At 75.6% G+C, this 21,585-nt stretch carries 19 protein-coding genes and 1 riboswitch; of the genes, 11 read left to right on the plus strand and 8 right to left on the minus strand.

Annotated features, from left to right (window positions below):
• The 5 genes from AB1673_15370 to AB1673_15390 all read right to left on the minus strand — a co-directional run.
• Positions 1–711 (minus strand): ATP-binding protein (locus AB1673_15370; GenBank protein ID MEW6155345.1); only part of this gene is annotated, 711 nt, incomplete at its 3' end.
• On the minus strand, positions 708–4,325 hold the full coding sequence (gene cobN / locus AB1673_15375) for a cobaltochelatase subunit CobN (protein MEW6155346.1): 3,618 nt from the start codon (positions 4,323–4,325) through the stop codon (positions 708–710). The genes AB1673_15370 and cobN, both read right to left, overlap by 4 nt.
• On the minus strand, positions 4,322–5,815 hold the full coding sequence (locus AB1673_15380) for a cobyric acid synthase (GenBank protein MEW6155347.1): 1,494 nt from the start codon (positions 5,813–5,815) through the stop codon (positions 4,322–4,324). The genes cobN and AB1673_15380 overlap by 4 nt, the downstream gene beginning before the upstream one ends.
• Entirely contained in the window at positions 5,812–6,585 is a 774-nt protein-coding gene (locus AB1673_15385) for a CbtA family protein (protein ID MEW6155348.1), read from the minus strand. Before AB1673_15385 ends, AB1673_15380 begins: the two co-directional genes overlap by 4 nt.
• A gap of 99 nt (positions 6,586–6,684) precedes the next feature.
• Positions 6,685–6,891 carry a CbtB-domain containing protein gene (locus tag AB1673_15390; GenBank protein ID MEW6155349.1) on the minus strand — a complete coding sequence of 69 codons (207 nt, stop codon included), beginning with the start codon at positions 6,889–6,891 and terminating at the stop codon, positions 6,685–6,687.
• A gap of 29 nt (positions 6,892–6,920) precedes the next feature.
• Positions 6,921–7,093, minus strand: a riboswitch (cobalamin riboswitch).
• A gap of 151 nt (positions 7,094–7,244) precedes the next feature.
• On the opposite strand from AB1673_15390, the gene AB1673_15395 reads away from it, so the two are divergent.
• Genes AB1673_15395 through AB1673_15430 form a run of 8 tightly spaced genes read left to right on the plus strand, consistent with a single transcriptional unit; the run spans position 7,245 to position 15,477 of the window.
• Positions 7,245–8,633 carry a cobyrinate a,c-diamide synthase gene (locus AB1673_15395; protein ID MEW6155350.1) on the plus strand — a complete coding sequence of 463 codons (1,389 nt, stop codon included), beginning with the start codon at positions 7,245–7,247 and terminating at the stop codon, positions 8,631–8,633.
• Positions 8,634–8,661: 28 nt separating this feature from the next.
• Complete coding sequence (cobI, locus tag AB1673_15400; protein MEW6155351.1) at positions 8,662–9,558, plus strand: precorrin-2 C(20)-methyltransferase; 897 nt, start codon at positions 8,662–8,664, stop codon at positions 9,556–9,558.
• Positions 9,555–9,890, plus strand: coding sequence for a hypothetical protein (locus AB1673_15405; GenBank protein ID MEW6155352.1), 336 nt, complete (start codon positions 9,555–9,557; stop codon positions 9,888–9,890). Before cobI ends, AB1673_15405 begins: the two co-directional genes overlap by 4 nt.
• Positions 9,887–10,708, plus strand: coding sequence for a precorrin-4 C(11)-methyltransferase (cobM, locus tag AB1673_15410; protein ID MEW6155353.1), 822 nt, complete (start codon positions 9,887–9,889; stop codon positions 10,706–10,708). Before AB1673_15405 ends, cobM begins: the two co-directional genes overlap by 4 nt.
• Positions 10,705–11,799 (plus strand): cobalt-precorrin-5B (C(1))-methyltransferase, encoded by a 1,095-nt coding sequence (locus AB1673_15415; GenBank protein ID MEW6155354.1) that lies wholly within the window; start codon positions 10,705–10,707, stop codon positions 11,797–11,799. The genes cobM and AB1673_15415 overlap by 4 nt, the downstream gene beginning before the upstream one ends.
• Before the next feature lie 47 nt (positions 11,800–11,846).
• On the plus strand, positions 11,847–13,046 hold the full coding sequence (gene cbiE / locus AB1673_15420) for a precorrin-6y C5,15-methyltransferase (decarboxylating) subunit CbiE (GenBank protein MEW6155355.1): 1,200 nt from the start codon (positions 11,847–11,849) through the stop codon (positions 13,044–13,046).
• Positions 13,025–14,731 carry a precorrin-3B C(17)-methyltransferase gene (gene cobJ / locus AB1673_15425; GenBank protein MEW6155356.1) on the plus strand — a complete coding sequence of 569 codons (1,707 nt, stop codon included), beginning with the start codon at positions 13,025–13,027 and terminating at the stop codon, positions 14,729–14,731. Before cbiE ends, cobJ begins: the two co-directional genes overlap by 22 nt.
• Positions 14,728–15,477, plus strand: a complete 750-nt coding sequence (locus AB1673_15430) for a precorrin-8X methylmutase (protein ID MEW6155357.1) — start codon at positions 14,728–14,730, stop codon at positions 15,475–15,477. Before cobJ ends, AB1673_15430 begins: the two co-directional genes overlap by 4 nt.
• 86 nt (positions 15,478–15,563) lie before the next feature.
• Here AB1673_15430 and AB1673_15435 read toward each other — a convergent pair whose 3' ends face one another.
• The 3 genes from AB1673_15435 to AB1673_15445 are packed head-to-tail and all read right to left on the minus strand — an operon-like array spanning position 15,564 to position 18,641.
• Positions 15,564–16,511, minus strand: coding sequence for an aminotransferase class I/II-fold pyridoxal phosphate-dependent enzyme (locus tag AB1673_15435; protein MEW6155358.1), 948 nt, complete (start codon positions 16,509–16,511; stop codon positions 15,564–15,566).
• 2 nt (positions 16,512–16,513) lie between these two features.
• On the minus strand, positions 16,514–17,641 hold the full coding sequence (cobT, locus tag AB1673_15440) for a nicotinate-nucleotide--dimethylbenzimidazole phosphoribosyltransferase (protein MEW6155359.1): 1,128 nt from the start codon (positions 17,639–17,641) through the stop codon (positions 16,514–16,516).
• A gap of 49 nt (positions 17,642–17,690) precedes the next feature.
• Complete coding sequence (locus AB1673_15445; GenBank protein ID MEW6155360.1) at positions 17,691–18,641, minus strand: hypothetical protein; 951 nt, start codon at positions 18,639–18,641, stop codon at positions 17,691–17,693.
• A 101-nt stretch (positions 18,642–18,742) separates the two neighbouring features.
• On the opposite strand from AB1673_15445, the gene AB1673_15450 reads away from it, so the two are divergent.
• The 3 genes from AB1673_15450 to AB1673_15460 form a co-directional block, all read left to right on the plus strand.
• Positions 18,743–20,143: a helix-turn-helix transcriptional regulator gene (locus AB1673_15450; GenBank protein ID MEW6155361.1), complete on the plus strand. Its 1,401-nt coding sequence runs from the start codon at positions 18,743–18,745 to the stop codon at positions 20,141–20,143.
• Between the two features lie 78 nt (positions 20,144–20,221).
• Entirely contained in the window at positions 20,222–21,349 is a 1,128-nt protein-coding gene (locus tag AB1673_15455) for a redoxin family protein (protein ID MEW6155362.1), read from the plus strand.
• A gap of 6 nt (positions 21,350–21,355) precedes the next feature.
• Positions 21,356–21,585: cytochrome c biogenesis protein CcdA (locus AB1673_15460; protein MEW6155363.1), on the plus strand; the 230-nt coding region annotated here is incomplete at its 3' end.

Genomic DNA, 21,585 nt, shown 5'->3' on the forward strand with positions numbered 1-21,585 from the left:
GTGGGGGACGGCGGGGCCGGCGTGGGGGACGGCGGGGCCGGCGTGGGGGACGGCGGGGCCGGCGTGGGGGACGGCGGGGCCGGCGTGGGGGACGGCGGGGCCGGCGGCGGGGCCGGCGTGGGGGACGGTGTGGGGATCGTGGCCGTCTGCGGCGGACCATGCGAGGCGGCGGCGGACGGCCTCGGCCCTCAGGGCGGGGTCGGCGGGGGCACGGACTTCGACGGCCAGGCCGAAGCGGTCGAGCAGTTGCGGCCGCAGCTCGCCCTCCTCGGGGTTCATGGAGCCGACGAGCACGAAACGGGCGGGGTGCTGGGTGCTCACCCCGTCGCGCTCCATGCGGTGCACTCCCGAGGCGGCCGCGTCGAGCAGCACGTCGACGAGGTGGTCGGCCAGCAGGTTGACCTCGTCGACGTAGAGCACGCCGCCGTGGGCGGCGACCAGCAGCCCGGGCTTGGCCTTGGCCTCTCCCCCGCCCAGGGCCGCCCCCACGTCGAGGCCGCCCACCACCCGGTCCTCGGTGGCCCCCAGGGGCAGCTCCACGAACGGGGCACCGTCGGGCAGCAACCCGGCCAGCCCCCGGGCCAGGGTCGTCTTGGCCGAGCCCTTGTCGCCCCGCAGCAGCACCCCGCCGATCCCGGGGTCGACCGCGGCCAGGACCAGCGCGAGTTGGGCCTCGGGCTGGCCCACCACGGCCGAGAACGGGAAGTTCACCGGCCCTCCTCCCAGCCCTCGGCTTCGAGGACGGCGTCTTCCAGCACCTTCCGGGCGGCGTCACTGGGCTCGGACCACATGCCCCGGCGGGCGGCCTCCAGCAGCCGCTCGGCGATGGCCCGCAGGGCCCAGGGGTTGGACTGGGCGAAGAAGTCCCGCATGCCGGGGTCGGCCACGTAGGCCTCGGTAACCCGTTCGTACATCCAGTCGGCCACCACCCCGGTGGTGGCGTCGTAGCCGAACAGGTAGTCGACCGTGGCCGCCAGTTCGAACGCGCCCTTGTAGCCGTGGCGGCGCATGGCCCCCGTCCACCGGGGGTTGAGCACCCGCGAGCGCACGACCCGGGCGGCCTCCTCGGCCAGTGCCCGTACCTGAGGGGCGGCCGGGTCGGAGCTGTCGCCGAACCAGGCGTGCGGCGCCCGGCCGGCCAGCGAACGCACGGCCGCCACCATGCCGCCGTGGTCCTGGAGGTAGTCGTCGCTGTCGAAGATGTCGTGCTCGCGGTTGTCCTGGTTCTTCACGGCCACGTCGATGGCCGCGAAGCGCCGCCGCATGGCGTCGGGCTCGGACCGGCCCATGGCCCCCCGCCGGTAGGAGTAACCCGACCACGCCAGGTAGACCTCGGCCAGGTCGGCGTCGGTACGCCACGAGCCCCGTTCGAGAACGGGCAGGATCCCCGACCCGTACCCCCCGGGTGGGGGCCCGAAGATGCGGGCGTCGGCCGCACCGGCGGCCCGCACCGGGTTGTCGGCCTCGCCCTCGTCGAGCCCGGCCACCAGGGCCACGGCGTCGTCGAGCAGGGCCACCAGATGGGGAAAGGCGTCGCGGAAGAACCCCGAGATGCGCAGGGTTACGTCCACCCGGGACCGGCCCAGCTCGTCGAGGGGCACGGCTTCCAGGCCGACGACCCGGCGGGACTCCGGCTCCCACACCGGCCGCACCCCCAGCAGGGCCAGGGCTTCGGCCGCGTCGTCGCCCCCGGTGCGCATGGCCGCCGTCCCCCACAGGACGATGCCCACCGTGCGGGGCGTGCGTCCCTCGGCCTCGACATGGCGGGCCACCACCGCCTCGGCCAGCTTGCGGCCAACCTCCCACGACATGGGCGAGGGCAGGGCCTTGGGGTCGACCGAGTAGAAGTTGCGACCCGTGGGCAGCACATGGGCGCCTCCCCGGGTGGGCGAGCCGCTGGGGCCAGCGGGCACGTACCGTCCCTCGAGAGCGGCCAGCAGGTTGGTCACCTCGTCGGGCGTACGGGCCAGGGCCGGCACCAGCCGTTCGGCCACCCACGCCAGCGTCGGGCCCCAGCCGGTCCCCCCGGCACCAGCGGCGGCGCCCGTGGCCTCGGTCCCCACGGCGGGCCCGCCGGCCGCCGCCGCCGCCGCAGCAGCCGCAGCCGACCAGCCGGACGTGGCCAGGCGCTCGACCCGGGCCCGGGCCTCGGCCTCGACCCGGTCGATCTCGGCCCGGCCCGCCCCGGCCAGGTCGATGCCGAGCTCGGCGGCCACCGTGGCCCGCAGCGAGGGCACCGGTCCCTGGGGCAGGCGGGTCACGGCCAGGACCAGGTCGACCAGGGCCTCGCCCTGGGGCGGCTGGCCGAGAACGTGCAGGCCGCCCCGGATCTGGGCGTCCTTGAGGGCGCACAGGTAACCGTCGACGTGCAGCACCAGGTCGTCGAAGGCGTCCTCGCCGGGCTCGGCCGCCAGTTCCAGGTCGCGGTGGATCTCGGCGTCGACCAGCAGGTCCCACACCTGGCGGCGCAGCATGGGCAGCTTCGACGGGTCCATGGCCTGGGCGTTGGCGTAGGCGTCGAGCAGCTGCTCGAGGCGGGCCAGGTCGTCGTAGGTCTCGGCCCTGGTCATGGGCGGCACCATGTGGTCGACGACCACGGCGTGGGCCCGGCGCTTGGCCTGGGTGCCCTCCCCGGGGTCGTTGACGATGAACGGGTAGACCAGGGGGAGGTCACCCAGGGCGGCGTCGGGGAAGCAGGCGGGCGACAGGGCGTTGGCCTTGCCCGGTAGCCACTCCAGCGTGCCGTGCTTTCCCAGGTGGACGACGGCGTCGGCGCCCCAGCCCGCGGCCAGCCACCGGTAGAAGGCCAAGTAGTGGTGGGGCGGGGGGACGTCGGGGGCGTGGTAGGTGCCGATGGGGTCCGAGCCGAACCCTCGGGGGGGCTGGATGGTGACCAGCACACCCCCCAGGTCGAGCCCCGGGAAGCAGAGGGAGGCGTCGCCGCCCGTCCCCTCGACGTAGACCTGGCCGGGGGCCGGCCCCCACACGTTCTCGACCTGCTCCCGGGCCTCGGCGGGAAGGGTGGCGAACCAGCCGGTATAGGCGGTCGCGGCCAGGCGGCCGGGGGCCAGGGCCGCCTGCTCGGCCGTCAGGTCGGGGGTGTCGTAGGTGAGGCGGTCGGCCAGTTCGGCCATGAGGGCGTCACCCGACTCGGGAATGCGGTCGACGCGGTAGCCGGCTTCGCGCAGGGCATGGAGCAGCGCCACGGCCGACGCCGGCGAGTCGAGGCCCACGGCGTTGCCGAGGCGGCTGCGCTTGGTAGGGTAGGCCGACAGCACGACTGCTACCCGCTTGCCGGCCGCCGGCCGGTGGCGAAGCCGGGCCAGGCGTAGGGCCAGGCCGGCTACCCGCGCCGCCCGTTCGGGGTCGGCCCGGGTGGCGGTGATGGGCACGCCCAGCTCGCCCCCGTCATCGACCTCCTCCTTGAAGGCGAAGGCCGGCCCCACGATGCGGCCGTCGAACTCGGGGATGGCCACACCCATGGCCACGTCGACCGGTGACAGGCCGGTGTCGTCGTCCCACCATTGGTCCCGGGCGCGGTTGCACGACGGTGCCTGCACGACGGGGACGCCCAGCTCGGCCAACTGGGGCACCGACCACGAGCCCTCCTCGGCGTCGGGCGCCGATCCCCCCATGGCCAGCACGGTGGTCACCAGCACGTCGACACCCCGGTCGCGGCACAGCTCCAGGGCCGGCACGGAGCTGTCGCCGACAGTGTCGGGGCGCAGGGAGTAGCAGTACACGCTCACGCAGTCACCCCCGGCGGCGTCGATGGCCGTGCACAGGTCCTCGACGAACGTCGTGTTCCCGGCCACCAGGTGGGCCCGGTAGAACACGACACCCACCAGGGGCCGGCCCGGTCGACGGGCGGTGGTCGCCCCCTCGAACACGCCCGCCATCGGCACTTCGGAGGGCGGGTCGAACCCGAAACCGCCCACCAGCACGGTGTCGGCCACGAACCGCAGGCAGTTCTCTACGTTGGCCGGCCCGCCCGCGGCCAGGTAGCGGTGGGCCTCGGCCGCCGTTCCCGCGGGCACGGTCGAGAGGGCGGCCAACTCGGCGTCGGGCACGTTCTCGCCGCCCACGGCCACGAGCGGCACGCCCGCCGAAAGCGCCTGGGCCCGCAGGTCGTCGAACTGAGCCTCCCAGGCCCGGCGCCCCCCGAGGAGGCGGACGACCACGGCCGCCACCCCGGCCAGGTCAGGGGCGGCGTCGAGCCGGACCGGGTTGGCGGCCCGCACCGGCGGGAAGCCCTCGGGCAGGCGGTGCAGCACAGACCGGGTGGCCAGCAGTTCGGTGTCGGCGTTGGTGAGGAACAGGATCACCCGGCGGCCGCTCCCGTCTCGATGAGCCCGAACAGCCGGTCCAGGTCGGCGTGGGCCTCGAGGGCGTCGGCGATCCGGTCGAGGCGCGCCCGGCGCAGGGCGACGAAGGAGGTCGCGCCCAGGCCCGCCGGTTCGTCCACGCCCGAGACCCGGGCGGCCCACCGCAACACGTCCCACCGGAACGGGTCGGCCTCGAACAGCCCGTGCAGCGTGGTCCCCGCGAAACGGCCGTCGTGCCAGCCCAGGGGGGTACCGTCGTCGGCCACGAGCCAGGGCGACGCCCCCGGGCGGGCCACGACCCGGCCGTGGTGGACGCGGTAACCGGCCACCTCGTGGCCCGCGCCAGGCCCCTCCTGGGCGCGGCCGGAGGGCCGGTCGAGGACCTTGCCGCCCGCGAAGCAGGTGCCCACCGGCAGCCGCCCCAACCCCCCGGCCCGCCCGGGCGGCCCCTCCACCCCCTCGGGGTCGTCGATCGCATCGCCCAGCATCTGCAGGCCCGCGCAGATGCCGACTACCGGCGCCCCTGCGCCTTCCACGGCGGCCGCCATGCCGCTGGCCCGGAACCAGTGCAGGTCGGCGCGCGTCGACTTCGACCCCGGCAGCACGACCAGGTGGGGCCGGCCCAGGTCACCGGTTGAGCGCGCCCAACGCACCGAAACGCCGGGCTCCGCGGCCAGCGGGTCCAGGTCGCCGAAGTTGGCCACGTGGGGGAAGCGCACGGCGGCCACGTCGAAGTCCGGCCCGCGGGTCGCGGCCCGCGGCCAGCGGTCGAGGGCCAGCGAGTCCTCGTCGTCGAGGCTGGCGCCGGCCACCATGGGCACGACACCCAGGGTGGGGACCCCGGTGCGCCGCTCCAGCTCGGCAGTGGCCCCGTCCAGCAGGGACGGGTCGCCCCGGAACTTGTTGAGCAGGAACGCCTTGACGCACATCCGCAGGTCGTCGGGTAGCAGGCCCACGGTTCCGAACAAGGAGGCGAACACACCGCCCCGGTCGATGTCACCCACGACGATGGCGGGCAGGCCGGCTTCACGAGCCAACCGCAGGTTGACGATGTCGCCGTCGAGCAGGTTGATCTCGGCCGGGCTACCGGCGCCCTCGCACAGCACGACGTCGTAGCGCGACCGCAGGTCGGCCAGCGAGCCGAGCACGACCGGCAACAGCCCGTCCTTGCGGGACTGGAAGTCGCGGGCCGCCCACGTCCCCACGGCCCGGCCCCTCACGACGACCTGGCTCGACCGGTCGCTGGTCGGCTTGAGCAGCACCGGGTTCATGGCCGCCTCAGGCTCGGCCCCGGCGGCCACCGCCTGGACCCACTGGGCGTGGGCGATCTCGGCCCCGTCGGCCGTGACCGACGAGTTGTTGGCCATGTTCTGGCCCTTGAACGGGGCGACCTTGACTCCCCGGCGGGCCAGCAGCCGGCACAACCCGGCCACCACGAACGACTTGCCGGCGTCGCTCGCCGTCCCGCAGACGACGAGCCCGCCCCTCATGCCACCGACGCGCCGGTGCGGGCCCCGGGCGGGCGGGCCGGCCGGGCCCGACCTCCGGCCACGGCCGCGGCGAAACCGAGCACGAGGACGGCCCACAGCACGAGGTTGCCGCCCAGGGACGCCAACCGGAACCTCCACAACAGGCCGGCAGGCACGTCGATCGGCCCGGGTGCACCTGGCAGCAGGGCGTAGGCCGCCAGCAACGGCAAGGTCACGGCTGCCGTCACCGCGGCCACCCGCCACGGCTCGGGCCAGCCCCGGGCTACCAGCCGCCGGGCCAGGCGGGCGGCCGCCACCCCGACGGCGGCCGTGAGCACGATGACGGCCAGGTAGAGGCCCTGGCGTGAGGCCAGGGTGTCGGGGTCACCCACGGCCGGGGGGTTGGGTGGGTACTTCAGCCACGGCGAGACGGTGACGGCCCCGGCGAGGACGGCCCCGCACAACAGAGCGCGCCGGAACGGGTCGGGGCGGTGGCGGGCAGCCAACAGGAAGGCCGAGCCCAGCAGCACGCCAAAGGCGGCCCCCGACAGGGCGTAGGCCCCGAACAACCCGACCCCGCGCTGCACCCCCCGGGACACCAGCTCGTCGCCTTCTTCCTGGCCCTCCGGGTGGGCGTGGCCGGCCGAGTGGGCGTGGGCTGCTTGCTCGAGGCGGATGGCCTCTTCGACCGAGGGGGCGGCGGCCACCGTCATGAACAAAGCGGCCACCAGCCCGGCCACGACCCCGATGGCGGCCGCGCCGATCACGGCCGCCCGCGGTCGGTCACCCATGGAGGCTTCGGGCACGGGCTTGGTCAGGTGACGGGCGTGTTCGGTGTCCGGCGCCGTGCGCCCGGGCGGCCGACGCACGAGGGCTCGGGCACCAGTCGCTTAGTGACAGGGGACGCCCAGCAGGTGGCGGCCGTCGTGGAAGAGCTCGTGCAGGAAAGCGGGGGCACCCGCGATGGCCTGGGACACGGCCGCTCCCTCCATCGTGACGAGCCAGAGCAGGGCGACGGCCACCGCCATGAGCGGCAGGGCCCAGCGGGGGGCGGGCAGGGCGCGGCGCGGCGCCGGCGCGGTGATGATCGCTGCCATCGAACCTCCATCCTCGTGGTGGTGTTGGGGCCTTCGACTTCCACCGCGGCCGGTCTCCTGGCTCCGGATCGACGCTCCCCCCGCCTTCCCGGGCTGGTGGGCCCAGTGGCATCGTGAGGCTCGCTCCCCGTCACAGTGGCGGGACCACGCCGGAATCTCACCGGCTTCCCGTAACCGCGGCACCCGGACTCTACCGGAGCGACCCAGCCGGCGAAACCCCGGCGGCGGCGAACGAAACCTGCGCGGGAATCGTGGGCAAAACGCCCACGATTCCCGCGCAGGTTTCGCGGGGTGGGGCCGCCGGTGGCGCCGTACGATCGCTCGATGCACTCCTGGCCGGGTCCCCGACGGCCGTGACTGCCGTGCTCGGGCCCCGGGTGGTGGTGGCGGGCACGGCCTCGGGGGTGGGCAAGACGACCGTGGCCACCGGGCTGATGGCCGCCCTGGCCCGGGCCGGTCTACGGCCCGCGGGCGCCAAGGTCGGTCCCGACTTCATCGACCCCGGCTACCACGCCCTGGCCTGTGGGCCCGGGAGCCGGCCCCGCAACCTCGACCCGTGGCTGTGCGGGCCGGCCGCCATCGGGCCCCTGGCCGGGCGGGCCATGGCCGGGGCCGGGGTGTTGGTCGTCGAGGGTGTCATGGGACTGTTCGACGGGGCGGCCGACGGCCGGCCGTCCTCCACGGCCGACGTGGCCCGCCTGCTCGGTGCCCCGATCGTCCTGGTAGTCGACGCGTCGGCCATGTCCCGGTCGGTCGCGGCCGTCGTGAGCGGGTTCGCCCGCTTCGACCCCACGGTGGAGGTGGCAGCGGTCGTCCTCAACCGGGTCGGCAGTGACACCCACGAGGCCCTCCTGCGGGAGGCCCTGGGCCCTGTCGGCATCCCCGTGATCGGCGCCCTGCGGCGCGACGAACGGTTCACCTGGCGAGACCGCCACCTGGGCCTCGTCCCGGTGGCCGAGCAGGCCGACGAGGTGGCGGCCTCGCTCGACCGGCTGGCCGTGGCCGTGGCCGCTCAGGTGGACGTCGAGGCGGTGATGGCCCTGGCCCGCCGGGCCCCCGAGGTGGCCACCGGCCCGGTGGCGCTGCCTGGCCCTGGGCCCCTGACCGGCGACGGGCCACCCGTCCGGGTGGCGGTGGCCGCCGGGCCGGCGTTCACGTTCACCTACACCGACACGGTCGAGGCCCTGGAAGCGGGCGGGGCCGAGGTCGTGGCCTTCGACCCCCGCCGGGACGAGGTCCTGCCCGCGGCCGTGGCCGGCTTGGTGGCGGGGGGCGGTTTCCCCGAGGTGTACGCCGCCGAACTGGCCGCCAACCGGCCCCTGCTGGACGATGTCCGCCGGCGGGTGGGCACCGGCACGGGGATCGTGACCTGGGCCGAGTGCGGAGGGCTGCTGTGGTTGTGCCGATCGCTGCACGGCCATGCCATGGCCGGCGTCGTCCCGGCCGACGCCACCATGGCGGGCCGGCTCACGCTCGGCTACCGGACGGCCACGACCGCCACCGAGACGTTCCTCGGCCCCCCGGGGACCGAGCTCACCGGTCACGAGTTCCACTACTCGACCGTGAGCCCAGCGGGCGACGCCCTGGTGCTGGCCAGCCGGTGGGGCGAGCGGCGGGAAGGGTGGGCGGGGCCCGGCCTGCTGGCCACCTACCTGCACCACCACCCCGGCGGCGACCCGTCGGCGGTGGCCGCCTTCCTGACCGCCTGCCGCCACGCGGCCGCCCGCCTGGGGCACCGCTGATGCCCTATGTCCTACCCTACGTGGTGCCATGCGCAAGACCAGCGTGTACCTGCCCGATCACCTCAAGCGGGCCCTGGCCCTGCGGGCCGCGGCCACCGGGCGCAGTGAGGCCGAGGTCATCAGGGCCGCGGTCGAAGCCGAGGTCCGGGGCGAGGCGGGGGCCGGGGCCGGGCCCCCCGACCCACCGGTACGGGGCCGGCTGGTGGGAGTGGGTGTCGGCCCGGGTGACCCCGACCTGCTGACCGTCCGGGCGGTGACCGCCCTACGGCGGGCCGATGTCGTGCTCGCCCCGGCCACCTCGGTCGACGCCGTGGGGCGGGCCGAGTTGGTCGTTCGCCAAGCCTTGCCCGGTGTTCGCGTTGAACGTGTGCCCTTCGCCATGGCCCCGGGCCGGCGCCAGCGGGACCGATCGGTGGAGGCGGCCGCGGCGGCGGTCACCGCCCGCCTCGACGGGGCCGAGGTGGCGTTCGTGACCCTGGGCGACCCACTTACGTGGTCGACGTTCAGCTCGGTGGCGGCCGCCGTGCTCCGCCTGCGGCCCGCCACCCAGGTCGAGCAGGTACCGGGGGTCATGGCTTTCCAGGCCCTGGCCGCCCGGACCGGAACGGTGGTCACCGACGAGTCCCAGCGCCTGGTCGTTCGTACCGCCTTGGCCGGCGACGACCTCGACGGCGCCCTCGACGACCCCGCGGCCACCGTTGTGCTCTACAAGGGCGGCCGCCGGCTACCCGAACTGGCGGCTGCCGCCCGCGACGCCGGCCGCCTCGACGGGGCCGTGGCCGGCGAACTGCTGGGCATGCCCGGCGAACGGGTGGGCCCGCTGGCCGAGGTGGCCGCCGCCGGCCCGGCCTCCTACCTGGCCACCGTCATCGTCCCCGCCCGCGACAGCCCGGCCCGGGCGGGGCCCGAGAACGGCCGGCCGTGAACCAGGTCGAAGGGGTCGGTCGGGCCATGGTGGCGGCGGCTCGCGCCGGCGCGCCCCGCCTGAGGTCGCGGGACGTGGCCGCGGTCGTTGGGTTGGGCGGGACCATGGTGACGCCCGCCCGTGCAGGTACGACCGCCCAGGGGCGGCGGGGCTCTACCCACGGGGGCCGGGCGCTGGCCGGGGTGGCCCCGCTGGCCGGGGTGGCCCCGCTGGCCGGGGTGGCCCCGCTGGCCCGGGCCATGGTCGCGCCCGCCCGCGCCGGCCTGCCCGGCCGGGGGCCGTGGCGCTTGTCGGTCAGAACCAGCGACGGCGAGCCAGGAGGCCGGCGTTGATCTCGTTCGTGGGGGCCGGGCCGGGGGCGGCCGACCTGGTGACGCTGCGGGGGGCCCAGCGGTTGGCCACGGCCCAGGTCGTGGTGTGGGCGTCCTCGCTGGTCCCGGCCGACCTGCTGGGCCACTGCGGTCCGGGGGTGGAGGTGCACGACTCGGCGGAGATGACCCTCGAGGACGTCCTGGCCGTGTTCGCAGCCCACCCCGACACGACGCCCGTCGTCCGCCTCCACTCCGGCGACCCGTCGCTCTACGGGGCCATCGCCGAGCAGGTCGACTGGTGCCGGGCCGAGGGCCGGGCGTGGGAGATCGTGCCGGGCGTCACGTCGGTGGCCGCCGGGGCCGCGGCCGTGGGCCGGGAGCTGACCGTGCCGGGCGTGAGCCAGAGCGTGGTGCTCACTCGCCTGGCCGGGCGTACGGCGGCGTCGATGCCCGGGGCCGAAGGTGTGCCCGCTTTCTCGGCCCACGGCGCGACCATGGCCGTCCTGCTCTCGGGCGCCCGCCCCGATGAGCTCCAGGCCGAGCTGCTGGCCCCGCCCAGCGCCTACGGGCCCGACACCCCGGCGGCCATCGTGGTGCGGGCCAGCTGGCCCGACGAACAGGTGGTGCGTACGACCGTCGGCCGCCTGGCCACCGACCTGCGGGCCACGGGCGCGACCATGACCGTCCTGGTGCTGGTGGGCGAGGCGCTGGCCGAGCGGCCCGTCGAGCGGCGCTCGCACTTGTACGAACCGGCCTTCACTACCGCCTACCGCCTCCGGTCCGAGGACGGCACGACGCGGGGCCGGCCGTCGGCCCGCCGCCGGCCGTCGCAGCCGTGAAGCCCCACGAGCCGCCCCTCGCCCCCGAGGTGGCGGGCGCCCAGGGCCTGCGCACCGGCTGGACGACCGGCACGTGCGCCTCGGCCGCGGCCAAGGCAGCCACCGTGTGGTTGGTCACCGGTGAACCCCCGGCCGACGTCGAGGTGGCCCTGCCCAGCGGGCGGCGGGTCTCGTTCCCGGTGGCCGATGTGGACCCCGCCGTCCCCCACCGGTGCGCGGTCGTGAAGGACGCGGGCGACGACCCCGACGTGACCAACGGCGCCCACGTCACCGCGGCCGTGGAGTGGGGCCGCGGCCGGGGCGTCGAGCTACGTAACGGGCCGGGCGTGGGGACCGTGACCCTGCCTGGCCTGGGCCTGCCCGTGGGGGCGCCGGCCATCAACCCCGTCCCGGCCCGCATGGTGCGCCGGGCAGTACGGGAGGTGACGGCCCGGCCCGTCGACGTCACCATCTCGGTGCCGGGCGGCGAGCAGATGGCGGCCCGAACGTCCAACGCCCGCCTCGGCATCGTGGGGGGCATCTCCATCCTGGGGACTACGGGGATCGTGCGGCCCTTCTCCACGGCTGCCTGGCGGGCTTCGGTGGTCCAGCAGGTGGACGTGGCCGCCGCCCAGGGCCAGGGCCACGTCGTCCTCTCGACCGGCGGGCGCACCGACGCGGCCGCCCAGAGGCTGTACGCCGAGCTGGCCCCGGTGTGCTTCGTGGAGGTGGGTGACTTCACCGGGACGGCCTTGCGCCGGGCCGCCGGTGCGGGGGTGGGGCAGGTGACGTTCGTGGGCATGGCCGGCAAGATCACCAAGCTGGCGGCCGGGGTGTTGATGACCCATTACCGGCGTTCCCGGGTGGACGTGGGCCTCCTGGCCGCAGTGGCCGCCCGGTGCGGGGCCCCGCCGGAAGTGGCGTCGGCGGCCACCGCCACGTCGACAGCCCGCCACTTCGCCGAGGCTTGCCTGGCCGCGGGCCACACCGCCTCGCTGGAGGAACTGTGCCGGCTGGCCTCCAGCGCCTGCCGTGAGTACGTGGGGGGAGCTGTGGATGTGGACGTCGTGATGGTCGACTTCGAGGGCGCCCGGGTCGTCGCCCGTGCCTGACATGGCTGTCGCCGACCGGCCGGGTGCCCAGGGGCCGGTGTTGCGCCGTGCATGACGTGGCCGTCGTCGGTCTGCACGGCGGGCAGTGGTGGGGGGTGGCCGCGGGCCAGGCGCTGGCGGGCGCCGACGTGGTGATAGGCGCGGCCCGCCACCTCGACGCCCTGGAATTCCTCGAGGCCGCTGGCCCGTCGACCACCGGTGCCGGCGCCTGCCGGCGGGTGGCCCTGTCGTCGCCCGTGGACGCGGTGCTGTCGCTGGCCGCCGGGCATCGGGAAGCGGGGCGGAAGGTCTGCCTGTTGGCCTCAGGCGACCCCGGGTTCTTCGGGATCGTCCGGCTGGCGCGCGACCGGTTCCCGGTGGTCGTGCACCCGGCGCCGCCCGCGGTGTCGCTGGCCTTCGCCCGCCTGGGGGAGAACTGGGACGACGCCGTGGTGGTCTCGGCCCATGGCCGCCCGGCGGCCGCGGCCGTCGAGGCCGTCCTCCACCACCCCAAGGTGGCGGTGCTCACGTCGCCCGACAACCCTCCCCAGGCGCTGGGTAGGGCCCTGGTGGCCGCCGGGTGCGGGCCGAGGCGGGTGGCCGTGGGCGCAGACCTGGGTGGGCCGGGCGAACGGGTGACCGAGTGCGGGCTCCAAGAGCTGGCGGGCGGTGATTTCCAGCCTTTGGCCGTTGTCGTGTTCACCGCCCCCGGCCCCGCGGGACCGACGGTCGCCTGGGGTCTTCCCGAGGACCGGTTCGACCACCGGGCGGGGATGATCACCAAGGCCGAGGTAAGGGCCGTGGCCCTGGGCAAGCTCGACCTGCCGGCCACCGGAGTGCTGTGGGACGTGGGGGCGGGCTCGGGCTCGGTGGCTTCGGAATGCGCCCGCCTCTGTCCCGGGCTGTCGGTGTTCGCCGTCGAGCGCAGACCCGACGACGCCGCCCGGGCCCGGGCCAACTGCGCGGGGACGGCCGTGACCGTCGTCGAGGGCGAAGCGCCCGCCGCCCTGGCCGCCCTCCCGGCGCCTGACCGGGCGTTCGTGGGGGGCGGGGGGCTGGACGTCCTCGACGCCGTGCTGGCCCGCCTGCGCCCCGGCGGCACTGTGGTCGCCACCTACGCGGCCCTCGACCGGGCCGCGGCCGCGGCCGCTCGACTGGGCAACGTCGTTCAGGTGGCCGTGAGCCGCGGGGCCCCCGTCCCGCCCGGGGGTACGTTCCGCCTTCAGGCCGAGAACCCCGTCTTCGTGTGCTGGGGACCGGACCGGTGACGACCGTCCTGTGCTGCTCGGTGACCGAGGCCGGGGCCGAGTTGGCACGCCGCCTGCCCTACGAACACCGTCACGGCGACCTCGTGGCCACGGTGGCCGCCCGGTGGGACGAAGTCGACGCCCTCGTGCTGGTGTGCGCCACCGGGATCGCGGTGCGAGCGGTCGCACCGTGGCTGGCCTCCAAGGCGGACGACCCCGCGGTGGTGTGCGTCGACGACGGCGGCCGGTGGGCCGTCGCGCTCTGCGGTGGTCACCGGGGCGGGGCCAACGACCTGGCCCGTGAGGTCGCCGTCCTGGTCGACGCCGAACCTGTCGTCACGACAGCCACCGACTGGGCCGGCCTGCCCGCCCTCGACGCCCTCCCGGGTTTCACGAGCGCTGGCGACGTGGCCGCCGTCACCCGGGCCTGGCTCGACGGCCGCCCTCCGCTGGTGACCCGCGACCCGGGCCTCGCCCACTGGCCCCTCCCCATCGGCTTGTCCCCACCCAGCCGGGCCGGTGGGACCGATGCGGGGGCAGTGACCGTGACGGACGCAGACCGGGCGGCGGCGCCGGGTGAGGTCCTGCTCCGGCCGCCGTCGCTCGTGCTGGGGGTGGGGGCCAGCTCGGGGGCGTCCACCGACGGCCTCCGCGACATGGTCCATCGGGCGCTGGCCCGGGCCGGGCTCCACGCCGGGGCCGTCGGGCTGGTGGCCACCGTAGAGGCCAAGCGCCACGAACCGGCCGTCGTGGCCCTGGCCCACACGCTGGGCGTCCCGTTACGGGTGCTGCCGGCCGGGCTGTTGGCGGCTGTCCCGGTCCCCAACCCCAGCGCGGTGGTGGCGGCCGCCGTCGGGACGCCGTCGGTAGCCGAGGCGGCCGCCCTGGCCGCGGCCGGGCCCGGCGCTCAACTGGTCGTCGAGAAGAACCGTTCGTCCGACTCGACGGTCGCTGTAGCCCGCCGAGCCCGGCCCGAGGGTCACCTGGCCGTGGTCGGGCTCGGGCCAGGGACGGCGGCCCTGCGCACGCCCGCCGCCGCGGCCGCCGTCCGCCAGGCCACGGTCGTCGTCGGCTACGGGCCCTACGTCGACCTGGCCGAGGACCTGCTGGGCCCGGCCCAGACCACCGTCCGCTCCCCCATCGGAGCCGAGGCCCAGCGGTGCGGGGCAGCCCTCGACCTGGCCCAGAGCGGCGAACGGGTGGCCCTCGTCTGTTCGGGGGACGCGGGTGTCTACGCCATGGCCTCGCTGGTCCTCGAACTGGCCCCGGCCCACGGCTGCCCGCCGGTCACGGTCGTCCCCGGGGTGACCGCCGCCCTGGCCGCGGCGGCTGTGCTGGGTGCACCGTTGGGCCACGACCACGCGGCCATCTCACTGTCCGACCTGCTCACCCCGTGGGCCGTGATCGAACGGCGTATCGAGGCGGTGGCCACCGGGGACTTCGCCGTCTCGTTCTACAACCCCCGCTCCCAGCGCCGCACCACCCAGCTCGAACGGGCCCTCGCCATCCTCTCCGCCCACCGCCCGCCGACCACCCCGGCGGCCGTGGTGACCGACGCCGGACGGCCCGGTCAGCACGTCGTCCGCACCACGCTGGCCGGCCTCGACCCCGAGGGTGTGGGCATGCTCTCGCTGGTCGTGGTCGGCTCGACGACCACCCGCTGGTCGGGCGACCACATGGTCACCCCGCGGGGCTACGGCCCGTGACCGTTCTCGTCGCCGACCGGTGCACAGCCTGCGGCGCCTGCCTGCTCACCTGCCCCGAGGCCGCCCTGTCGGCCGCCCCCCTGCGGCCCGCCGTGGACGACGCCGCCTGCACCGACTGTCTCGCCTGCCTGGAGGTCTGCCCCGTGGACGCCATCGTCCCCCACCCCATCGAGGTCGAGAGCTACCGGCGGATGGCCGAACTGGTCGACCTCTCCGGATGGCCGGACGGTGCCCGCCAGGTGGTGGCCCGCATGGTGCACGCCACGGCCGACGAGTCGTTCGCCACCACTGCCCGCGTCGGCCCCCGGGCCGTTGAGGCCGCCGTGGCTGCCCTGCGGGCCGGCGCCACCGTCGTCTGCGACTCGAACATGGTCATGGCCGGGGCCCGGTCGGTCCCCACCACCGTCTGCCTCCTCTCCGAGACAGGCCCGGCGCCCGCAGGCACCACTCGGTCGGCCGAGGCCTTCCGCCTGGCCGCGGCCCGTTACCCCGAAGGTGCCCTCTGGGTCGTCGGCAACGCTCCGACCGCCTTGGACGCCCTGCTCGACCTGCACGCCGGCGGCCACGTCGTGCCGGCGGCCGTCATCGGCTTGCCCGTGGGCTACGTGGGGGCGGCCGAAGCCAAGCAACGGCTGTGGTCAGGCCCCTTGGCCGACGTATCGGTCACCAACAGCGGAAGGCGGGGAGGCAGCCCGGTGGCTGCCGCCGCCCTCAACGCCCTCAACGCCCTCGCTCGCCTGGCCTGAGCCCGGCAAGGCCGTGGTCAGGAGGCGAGACCTCGACCGTGGACGCGAGCACATCGGCGGCGGGCCCGGCGGCCACCACCGGCCACCTAGGTGGACAGAGCCTTGGCCACCCGTTCGAGACCTGGTTCGTCCGGGACTGCGACCCTCACAGTCCCGGCCAGCCCGAAGCTCGTGCAGTCCCGCACCAGGACGGCGGCACGGGCCAGCCGCTCGCGAAGGTCACCGGCCCCGGGCACCAGGGCCCACGGCCCGTCGGCCGCAACCGGCGAGTATCCCGCCCCAGCCAGTACTCCGACGAGCTCCGCCCGCAACCGGCGCACCTCGGCCGCCCACCGCTCCAAGTCGGCCGAGGCCATCAAGGCGGGTACCAGCGCGCAGGCCAGACCGCTCACCGACCAGGCCGGGAGCCGGGACCGGGCCCGCTCGGCCTCCGCCGGGCCCGGGCACAGTACGTAGCCCACCCGCAGGCCCGGGCAGGCGAACGCCTTGGTCAGCGAACCCACCACCCACGCCCCCCGGTCGGCGTCCCCCCGGGTCCACGTGCCCGTAGCAAGGGGCCAGAAGGCCTCGTCCCAGACGGCGGCCTCGTCGCCCGGGGCGGCCAGCTCGCCCGTGGGGTTGCAGGGGTTGGAGCGCCACCGCCCAGCCCCGGGGCGTAGCACCGGCAGGTGGCGGGCATAGAGGGAGAACTCCGGGGGCTCGACCCAACCCGCACCCACCTCGGCGGCCACAGCCGCGATCGCCTCGGAGCCTCCGTTGGTCAGGACCACCCGGTCGGCGGGTATGCCGACGGCCTGGGCCAGGGCGGCCACCGCCTCGGTGGCGTCGGGGTACCGGCGCAGCGAACCCAGGTGGGCCCTGGCCAAGGCGGCCACGTCGGGGGCGCAAGGGTTCACCGACATCGACAGGTCGAGGACTTCGTCGGGGGAGACGCCCAGCGCGGCCGCCAGCCGTGGGCCGTCGCCCCCGTGCTCCCCGGGCGGCGGTGCGACCCCCGCGGCCCGGGCCACCGCCGGCCCCCGCGGTCGGGCCATTCTCAGGCGTCCTTGTCGGTCACACCGGCGGCGTCGAACGTCGCCATCTCGGCCATGACCCGGGCGGCGGCGGCGATCACCGGCAGGGCCAGGCACGCCCCGCTGCCTTCGCCCAGGCGCAGGCCGAGGTCGAGGACGGGCTCCATGCCCAGCACCTCGAGCACGGCCCCGGCCCCCGGCTCGACCGAACGATGCCCGGCCAGGCAGCGGGCCGCCACGCCCGGGACCATGGCCTGGGCAGCCAGCAAGGCGGCGTCGGCGATCACCCCGTCGACCACGACGGGCACTCCTGCGGCCGCTCCCCCGACGATGAACCCGGCCAGCGCGGCCAGCTCCAATCCCCCCAGGGACACGAGCACGTCGAAGCCCACGCTCCCCGACCAACCGGCCTCGCCCGCCCAACCGGCCCCGCCGATCGCGGCCCGGGGGGACGAGTGGTGGCGGGCCAGGGCGCGTTCGACGACGGCCGCCTTGTGGGCCAGGCCGGCGTCGTCGAGGCCCGTGCCCCGGCCCGTCACCTCGGCCGCCCGTCGGCCCGTGAGGGCGGCGATCACGGCCGCCGACGGGGTGGTGTTGCCGATGCCCATCTCGCCGGTGACAAGGGCGCGGGCGCCGGAGGTCACCAAGTCGGCCGCCACCTCGGCCCCGACGTCGAGGGCCGACCGGCACTCGGCCGCGGTCATGGCCGCCTCGGTGACGATGTTGGCCGTCCCCGCCCTCACCCGGCGCGACCACAGCCCAGGGGCACCGTCGCAGGCGGGCGGTAGGGCCGTGGCCACGCCCACGTCCACCACCACGACCTCGGCCCCGGCCTGGCGGGCGACAGCGTTGATGGCCGCCCCACCGGAGACGAAGTTGGCCACCATCTGAGCCGTGACCTCCTGAGGCCACGGGGTCACGCCTTCGGCCACCACGCCGTGGTCACCGGCGAAGACGGCCACGGACGCGGGCGAAGGCAGCGGCGGCGGGCAGGCGCCGGCGATGGCCGCCAACTGGGCGCCGACGAGCTCCAGCCGGCCCAGCGAACCACGGGGCTTGGTCAGGCGGCCGTGCAGCTCGACGGCGGCCGCTCGGGCGGCCTCGTCGAGGGGCCGTACGGTGCGCGCGGCCCGGTCGAAGGCAGAGGACATCTCGCCATCTGAGCCGCTGACCACCGCCGCCGCAAGCGGGCGCGTTCGGCTACTGGCGGGCGACGGTGGCCAGCACGAGGTCGAGGGGGAGGCTCGTGCCCGACCGGCGGGGCGAACCACCCACCAGGTCACTGCCACCCCAGCAGTCCTCAGGACCGCAACCCTCGATCTCGTTCAACACCTGGAACACCGACACGAGGTCGGTGCCCGCCCACGGCGACGTCTTGGCGATGTTGACCACCCGCACGGGCCCCGCCCAGCGCTCGCAGATCACGGTGTCGAGCCCGGCCCGGCGGGCCGCCACCCGAGCGTAGGGGCCGTGCTCGCGGACGACGGCCACCGGGCCCTGGCGGGCCAGCACCTCGAAGTGGCCGTCGGCCGGCCGCTGGCCGCCGCGGCCGTCGACGTGGGCCGTGACCCGCTCGCCGACCTCGTCGATGATCTCCCGAAGCAGGCCTTCCTCGGCGGGCCGGCCCTGGCGGCGGGCGTCGTGGCACGGGGCGAACACCCACGCCAGCTCGCCCAGCAGGTCCTCGTCCTCGGCCCAGCGGGGCCACCAGCACCCCCCGGTCACATCGATCAGGCCCTCGAGGGTGACGAGCCGGCGAACGAGGGCCTCGTCGATGCGGTCGGGGTGGCTGAGGACCCACAGCGACGTGCACACGTCCTCGTCGGCGTCGTTGACGTGGACGTCGGCCCCGGGCCGGCCGTCGCGCTGCATGCGCCCCCACAGGCCTTGGCCGACCTCCAACATCACCTGCTCACAGGTGGCCCGGGTGGAGGAGCGCTCGACGCACTCGTGGTGGTTGAACGAGGCGTGGGGCCCGGCCAGCGAGCGCCGGGACGGTCCCTCCACCGAGCCGTCGAGGCCGATGGCCGGCCCTGGAAGGGCACAGAACTCCTCGAAGGAGTAAGTGTGACCAGGCCGGACAAGCAGGCGTACGTCGGGATCGGCAAGACTCCCGGCGAACCCCAGCACCGCTGTTCGCTGCGAACCCATCGGCTCCCTTCCCCCAAGAGGACTTCCCCAGGGCAATCTTGTACGAGGGACCTACCGAAAGGAAGTAACCAATGGAGGTCGGCCACCATCACGGTTGACCCATGAGTGACGGTGACGGGGGTGGGCGGGACCCCTACGAGACCGGTGAATGGAAGGAGCGGCCGCTCGGGCTCCTGCTCCGCCAAGCGCGGTCCGAGGCCGGGCTCACCCAGTCCAAGCTGGCCGAACGCGTCGGCAAGTCCGAGGTGCAGGTGCGGGCCGTCGAACGCGGTGACCGCCTCCCGTCCCTCGATCTGCTCACCACCATGGCCGCCGTCCTCGTCCCCGACCGTGACAGCCGAGTAACGGTCCTCGCCCGCTGGCTGGCCAAGCTGGTCGATCACCGGGCCAGCGCGGCCGCCCCGGCCGGCGACCTGACGGTCGCCTCGGCCGCGCTCGTGGACGCCCTCGCCCCCGCCCAGCGGGAGCTGCCGCCCCTGTTCCCGAGGTCGCTGGCCGGCTTCCCAGAGCAGTTCCAGCCGCTGGTCGCCGTGTTCCCCGACCGCCGGGAGCTGCCACCCGACAGCCCCGCCGACCTGTTCATCCGCAGCGGGGCCGTGACCGACTACCAGTTCCTCGGGTTGCTCCAGAAGATGGACACCCCGCTGACCATCTGCTCGGACAAGCTGTTCGTGCTCAAGCCCGCCGACTGGCTGGCCGAGCGTTTCTCCAACGCCCACCTGCTGGTCGTGGGATCGAGCGCGGTCAACTGGCTGACCCGGGCCATCGCCGGCACCGCCCTCTTCCGCCCCCTGATCGACCCCGACGCCCGGGCCTGGAACGACCGCTACTGGGCCCTGAAGAGCCAGCTCGACGACCACAAGATGCTCAACGTCTTCTGGCAGCTCCTGGCCACGGCCAACGGTGCCCAAGAGAACGAGGTGGACGTGAGCGGCGTGCCCACCCACGAACTGGCCGTCGAAGAGGTCGAACTGCTGGGGCCGGCCGCCGACCTGGCCCGCCAGGTGCTCGAAGGCCGCACCGAAGCAGCCGTCGTCCAGCAGTTCCGGGTGTCGGGGTTCGCCGACCCCGCCTCCGGCCAGCAGCAGGGCCAGCCCGCCGGCGCCCGTACCGACTTCGGGGTGGTCACCCTGGCTCCCCACCCGTTCGACACCACCGGGCGGTTCGTCTCCATCCTGTGCGCCGGCATCGCCGGCCCCGGTACGGCCCTGGGCCTGCGGGCACTCCTGGCCGAGCACGACCGGTTCGCGGCCAACCCCTTCGGCGGGGTCATCAAGGTCGTCCTGCCGTCGGGCCAGGAGACATGGCCGGGCCGCTACGAGGACGCCATCTGGAAGTGGCAGACCCAGCCCTACCAGCCCGCCGACATCCTGGGCAGCCTCAACGGCGCGCTGGGCGCCGACCGCGCCCGCCGCAGCCCCGCCTTCCGGCGCTGGACCGACGACGAGCTCAAGCAGGCCATCTTCTTCGTCGAGCAGCTCATAGGGCCGGCCGGGCACTGACGCATGCCTTCCTGACCATTCGGTGAAATGACCGCCGGGTGGGACCGGTAGGGGGAGCCGGCGAGGCATCATCGCCACGTGCCAGCGCCCGCCGCCCCCGGACCCGGCGTCGACGGCCCAGCCCGGCCCGCGCGGAACTACCGGCGCAACGCGGTAGCCGCGGTGGTGCTGGCCCTGGTCGCCGTGGCGGCCGTCGTCGTGGCCGCGGGCACCGACGCCACCCGCCTAGGGGGGCCTCGGGTCGACCCTGACAGGCTGCCGGTGGGGCCGCCCGCGCCGGGGCTCGACGGCGCCACCGGCTGGGTCGGCTCGCCACCGCTGGTGGACGCCGACCTGGCCGGCAGGGTCGTCGTCTACGACTTCTGGACCTACTCGTGCGTGAACTGCGTTCGCACGCTCCCTTACCTGCGGGCCTGGCACGACCGCTACGGGCCCGACGGGCTGGTCATCGTGGGCGTCCACTCGCCCGAGTTCGGGTTCGAACGCCGGCGGGAGAACGTCGAGGCGGCCGTGTCCCGCCTGGGCGTGGCATGGCCGGTGGCCATGGACAACTCCCGAGCCGTGTGGCACGACTTCGCCAACCGCTTCTGGCCCACGAAGTACGTGGCCGACCGCCAGGGCCGGCTGCGCTACACGGCCATCGGCGAGGGGCGGTACGACGAGACCGAGGACGTGCTGCGCTCGCTGCTGGGGGTGGACCGGGCGTCGCCCCGGGCCGTGGTGGCGGCCGGCGCCCCCGCGGCCGGCGAACCGGGAGAGGCCGCCCGCCTCGATGTCACGGCTGAGACCTACCTGGGCCTGCGCCGGGGCTCCACCGGCGCCCGCCCCGGCACGGCCACCTACCCGGAGCCGGCCCGCCTGGCCGTCGGGGAGGCCGCGCTCTCGGGGCCGTGGACGGGCGAGGACGAGCGGGTCACGGCCGCCGGGCCGGGGGCCGCCGTCGTCCTGCGCTACCGGGCCGGCGAGGTCAACCTGGTGATGACCGCGCCGGACGCGGTGGAGGTGGTCGTCGAGCTCGACGGCCGCCCCCTGCCCCTCGCCCGCCGCGGCCCCGATGTCGCCGAGGACGGCGAGCGGACCGTGGTACGGGTCGACCACGACGGCATGTACCGGCTCGTGGCCCCCGGCCAGGTCGGCGAGCACACCCTGCGCCTGACCGTGGACAGCCCGGGCCTGTCGGCCTACGCCTTCACGTTCGGGACCTGACCGGCCGTGCTGTTGGACCTGGTGGCCATGTTCGGCGCCGGTGTGGCGTCGTTCCTGGCCCCCTGCGTCGTCCCCCTGGTCCCCGCCTACCTGGCCATGGTCGCCGGCACTACCGGCGCCCGGACTGGGCCCGGGGCCGGGACTGGGTCCGGGGGCGAGGCCGCCGGGCGCGGGCCCGCCGGGGGCGAGGCCGCCGGGGGCGGGCCCGCCGCGGGCGGGACTGGGTCCGGGGGCGA

The organism is Actinomycetota bacterium, from assembly GCA_040754375.1.
GTDB lineage: Bacteria > Actinomycetota > Acidimicrobiia > Acidimicrobiales > AC-14 > JBFMCT01.